We start from the raw sequence: 3628 nt of genomic DNA, 5'->3' as shown, positions 1-3628 counted from the left end.
ACGAGGTGAGTACCGACGACATCGAGGACCAGCACACCCAGTCATCGACCGTCGAGCGGTACCGTGCGACTGCAACTGTCCGATCCAGTTGTTTCGGAACGGGGCGTACCCCACCTTTTGAAACGACCCTCGCGCCCGAGAGCGCGTCGCTCGCTGACCGCGCTCACTACGCGGACTGACCCTCCAACGTGCTGACCGGGCGTCAATTGCACTCGAGCGGCGCGATCAGAACACCCAACGGCGGATCAGAACACCCAACGACGCGATCGTGACGCTCAGCGGCGCGTCCGTTACTCCGGTTCTCCCGAGCGGCGCTCCAGGAACGACGAGAGCGCCGCGTTGAACGCCGCGGGGCGCTCGAGCATCGCGAGGTGCGCGGCGCCCTCGATCGTCGCGCGCTCGCAGTCGTCGATCCGATCCGCGAGGTAGTCGTGGTACGACGGCGGCGTGAGCTCGTCGTGCTCGCCGACGACGGCGAGCGACGGCGTCGCGACCTCGTCGAGGCGGTCGCGGACGTCGAACGCGTGACAGGTCCGGAAGTCGCGCTCGGTGACGGCGCGGCCGCAGGCCCGCATGTCGGCGCGCGAGAGCTCGACGTACTCGGCGGGCGCGTCGTGGAAGAGGCGGTCGGGTTCGTGAAGCAGGTCGATCGCCCGGTCGAAGTCGGTCGCGAGCGCGTCTAACAGCGGCTCGGCGACCGCGAGCTTCGCGCCCGTGCCCGCGAGGACCAGTCCATCGAGGGGACGGTCGCGCGCCAGAGCGACCCGCAGCGCCACGGCGCCGCCGAGGGAGTTGCCGCAGACGACGGTCGCGCCCGTCTCCCCCGCGACCGCGGCCACGTCGTCGGCGTAGGCCGCGAGGGTCTCGGAGGCGGCCGGCGCGTCCACGTCGTCGCTGTCGCCGTGGCCGGACAGGTCGAGAGCGACGACCGGGAACCGGTCGCTCAGACGCGCCTGCGCCTTCCAGACGTCCTTGCTTCCGCCGCTCCCGTGGACGAAGCAGACCGTCGGTCCGTCGCCGCCGCGGTCGGAGACCCGGTACGCTGTGTCGCGCCCGTCGTGTGTGACCCGTTCCATGGTTCGTACTCCTCGCGATGGTTTATAAACGTCCGCCGCCCGTCGGCGGCGCCGTCCGGGGGAAAACCCGGCTCGCGAATCCGCTCCACACGACCGGAACCGCAACACTACCGAAAATCTCTACATATCTCACGTCATGCGATTATTGACGGTGGATTTAAATAGCTACGCACCTAACTTGTAGTTAGGATGAATATCAAACAGAGCCGATCGACCGGCGACGGTGCGCTGGTCCGCCGGTTCGAGTACGATGACGGATGGATCGTCGCCGTCGATCTGGGCGCCGCCGCCGAGGACGTGAGTGTCGACACCGTCGGTCGGACGGCGATCGTCGTCATCGAGGGCGACGGCGAGCCGGTCGAGTCCGAGTTCGAACTCCCCGGTCCCGCAGCGTCGACCGAAGTCGTGAACGGCGTCGTCACCGTGGAGGGCACGCGATGAAACTCACCGTCAGACCCCTCAAGCAGAAGGACGCCGGGCGGCGCCTCGCGGCGATCGACCGCGTCGCGGCCGAGGAGCTCGGCCTCTCCGGCGGGGACATCGTCCGCGTCGAAAGCGCCGACGGAGCCGCTATCGCCCGTGTCTGGCCCGGCTACCCCGAGGACGACGGGACCGGCGTCGTCCGCATCGACGGGCGGCTCCGCCAGGAGGCCAACGTCGGTATCGACGACCGCGTGACGGTCGAGTCGGTCGACGTCTCCCGGGCCGAGTCGGTCACGATCGCCTTCCCGAGCCAGCTCCGTGTGCGCGGACAGATCGCCCCGTTCATTCGCGACAAGCTCTCCGGCCAGCCGGTGACCGAGGGCCAGACGATCCGCACGTCGATGGGCTTCGGCCTGATGGGCGGCCAGTCGCAGGCGGTGCCGATGAAGGTCGCGTCGACCACGCCGTCCGGGACGGTCGTCATCACCGACGACACCGAGATCGAGATCTCGGAGGTCCCCGCCGAGGAGCTGACCGAGCGGAGCGACAGCGGCGACGGGGCGAGCGACGGCCCGGACGTCACCTACGAGGACATCGGCGGGCTCGACAGCGAGCTCGAGCAGGTCCGCGAGATGATCGAGCTGCCGATGCGGCACCCGGAGCTGTTCAAGCGCCTCGGCATCGACCCGCCGAAGGGCGTCCTCCTGCACGGCCCGCCGGGCACGGGGAAGACGCTGATCGCGAAGGCCGTCGCCAACGAGATCGACGCCAGCTTCCACAACATCTCGGGCCCGGAGATCATGTCGAAGTACTACGGCGAGAGCGAAGAGCAGCTCCGTGACGTGTTCGAGGAGGCCACCGAGGAGGCCCCCGCGATCGTGTTCATGGACGAGCTCGACTCGATCGCGCCCAAACGTGAGGAGGCGGGCGGCGACGTCGAACGGCGCGTCGTGGCCCAGCTGCTCAGCCTGATGGACGGGCTCGAGGAGCGCGGCGAGGTCGTCGTGATCGGCGCGACCAACCGCGTCGACGCGATCGACCCCGCGCTCCGGCGCGGCGGCCGGTTCGACCGCGAGATCGAGGTCGGCGTCCCCGACCGCGACGGCCGCAAGGAGATCCTCCAGGTCCACACGCGGAACATGCCGCTGGCCGAGGGGATCGACCTCGACGAGTACGCCGAGAACACCCATGGCTTCGTCGGCGCGGACCTCGAGTCGCTGGCGAAGGAGTCGGCGATGCACGCGCTTCGCCGGATCCGCCCGCAGCTCGACCTCGAAAGCGACGAGATCGACGCGGACGTGTTGAACTCGATCCAGGTCACCGAGAACGACTTCAAGGAGGCGATAAAGGGCATCGAGCCCTCCGCGCTCCGGGAGGTCTTCGTCGAGGTGCCGGACGTCACCTGGGGTGACGTCGGCGGGCTCGGGGAGACCAAAGAGCGGCTCCGCGAGACGATCCAGTGGCCGCTCGAGTACCCCGAGGTGTTCGACCATGAGAAACCCATTGAAGTGCGGTCTCCAATAACCGACTCCTCCTCCACAGGTTCAACATTTTTTTCAACAGCCTCCGACTCACCCGTAAGAGCAGATTCCTCGACTGAGAAATTCCTAGACTTTATAATACGTATATCAGCTGGAATCTTATTCCCTGATTTCATAACCACAACATCACCGGGTACAAGTTCTTCGGCATCGACGGTTATTTTTTCTCCCTTTCTGATCACTGTCGCATTAAGCGAAAGCATATCCTGCAGGTCTTCCAGTGCTTTTTCGGCCCTTCCTTCCTGGATAAATCCAATAACGGCATTAATTACCACAACAGCCAAAATTACCCACATGTCGATCCAATGCTCAATAAGAGCAGTTATAAGTGCTGCCACCAGAAGAACATAAATCAGCGTATTTTTGAATTGGGCAAGCAAACGTTCAAAAGTGCTGCGTTTTTTGCCCTTGGGAATTTCATTCCGGCCGAATTTCTTAAGTCTTTTTTTTACTTCATCATCTGTCAGGCCTTCATCCGGATTAGTTTTAATTTTTTCTATCACCTCATCAACGGAAATTGAATGCCAATTTGAAGTGTTATTTTTAGTGTCCATAATAATAAAAAAGTAAATTATTCAACTAATGCAT

2 protein-coding genes and 2 pseudogenes are annotated in these 3628 nt (G+C 63.8%); 2 read left to right on the top strand and 2 right to left on the bottom strand.

The window, feature by feature from the left end; translation table 11 throughout:
* Positions 1 to 290: 290 nt before the first annotated feature.
* Entirely contained in the window at positions 291 to 1076 is a 786-nt protein-coding gene (locus R6U01_RS08155) for an alpha/beta fold hydrolase (RefSeq protein WP_410285964.1), read from the bottom strand.
* A gap of 189 nt (positions 1077 to 1265) precedes the next feature.
* Between R6U01_RS08155 and R6U01_RS08150 the strand changes: the two genes are divergently transcribed.
* Together R6U01_RS08150 and R6U01_RS08145 are read left to right on the top strand one after the other, a co-directional pair.
* Positions 1266 to 1517: an Hsp20/alpha crystallin family protein gene (locus tag R6U01_RS08150; RefSeq protein WP_410285963.1), complete on the top strand. Its 252-nt coding sequence runs from the start codon at positions 1266 to 1268 to the stop codon at positions 1515 to 1517.
* Positions 1514 to 2989: pseudogene (locus tag R6U01_RS08145) on the top strand (AAA family ATPase); the annotation flags it as partial. The gene R6U01_RS08150 and the pseudogene R6U01_RS08145, both read left to right, overlap by 4 nt.
* 92 nt (positions 2990 to 3081) lie before the next feature.
* On the opposite strand, the pseudogene R6U01_RS08140 reads toward R6U01_RS08145, so the two are convergent.
* Positions 3082 to 3594 (bottom strand): annotated as a pseudogene (locus R6U01_RS08140) (cation-transporting P-type ATPase); the annotation flags it as partial.
* Positions 3595 to 3628 lie beyond the last annotated feature (34 nt).

Source organism: Halorubrum sp. (assembly GCF_046498025.1).
Classification (GTDB): domain Archaea; phylum Halobacteriota; class Halobacteria; order Halobacteriales; family Haloferacaceae; genus Halorubrum.
The sequence above is the reverse complement of the archived record's forward strand: the minus strand, read 5'-3'. Positions and strand labels throughout refer to the sequence as shown.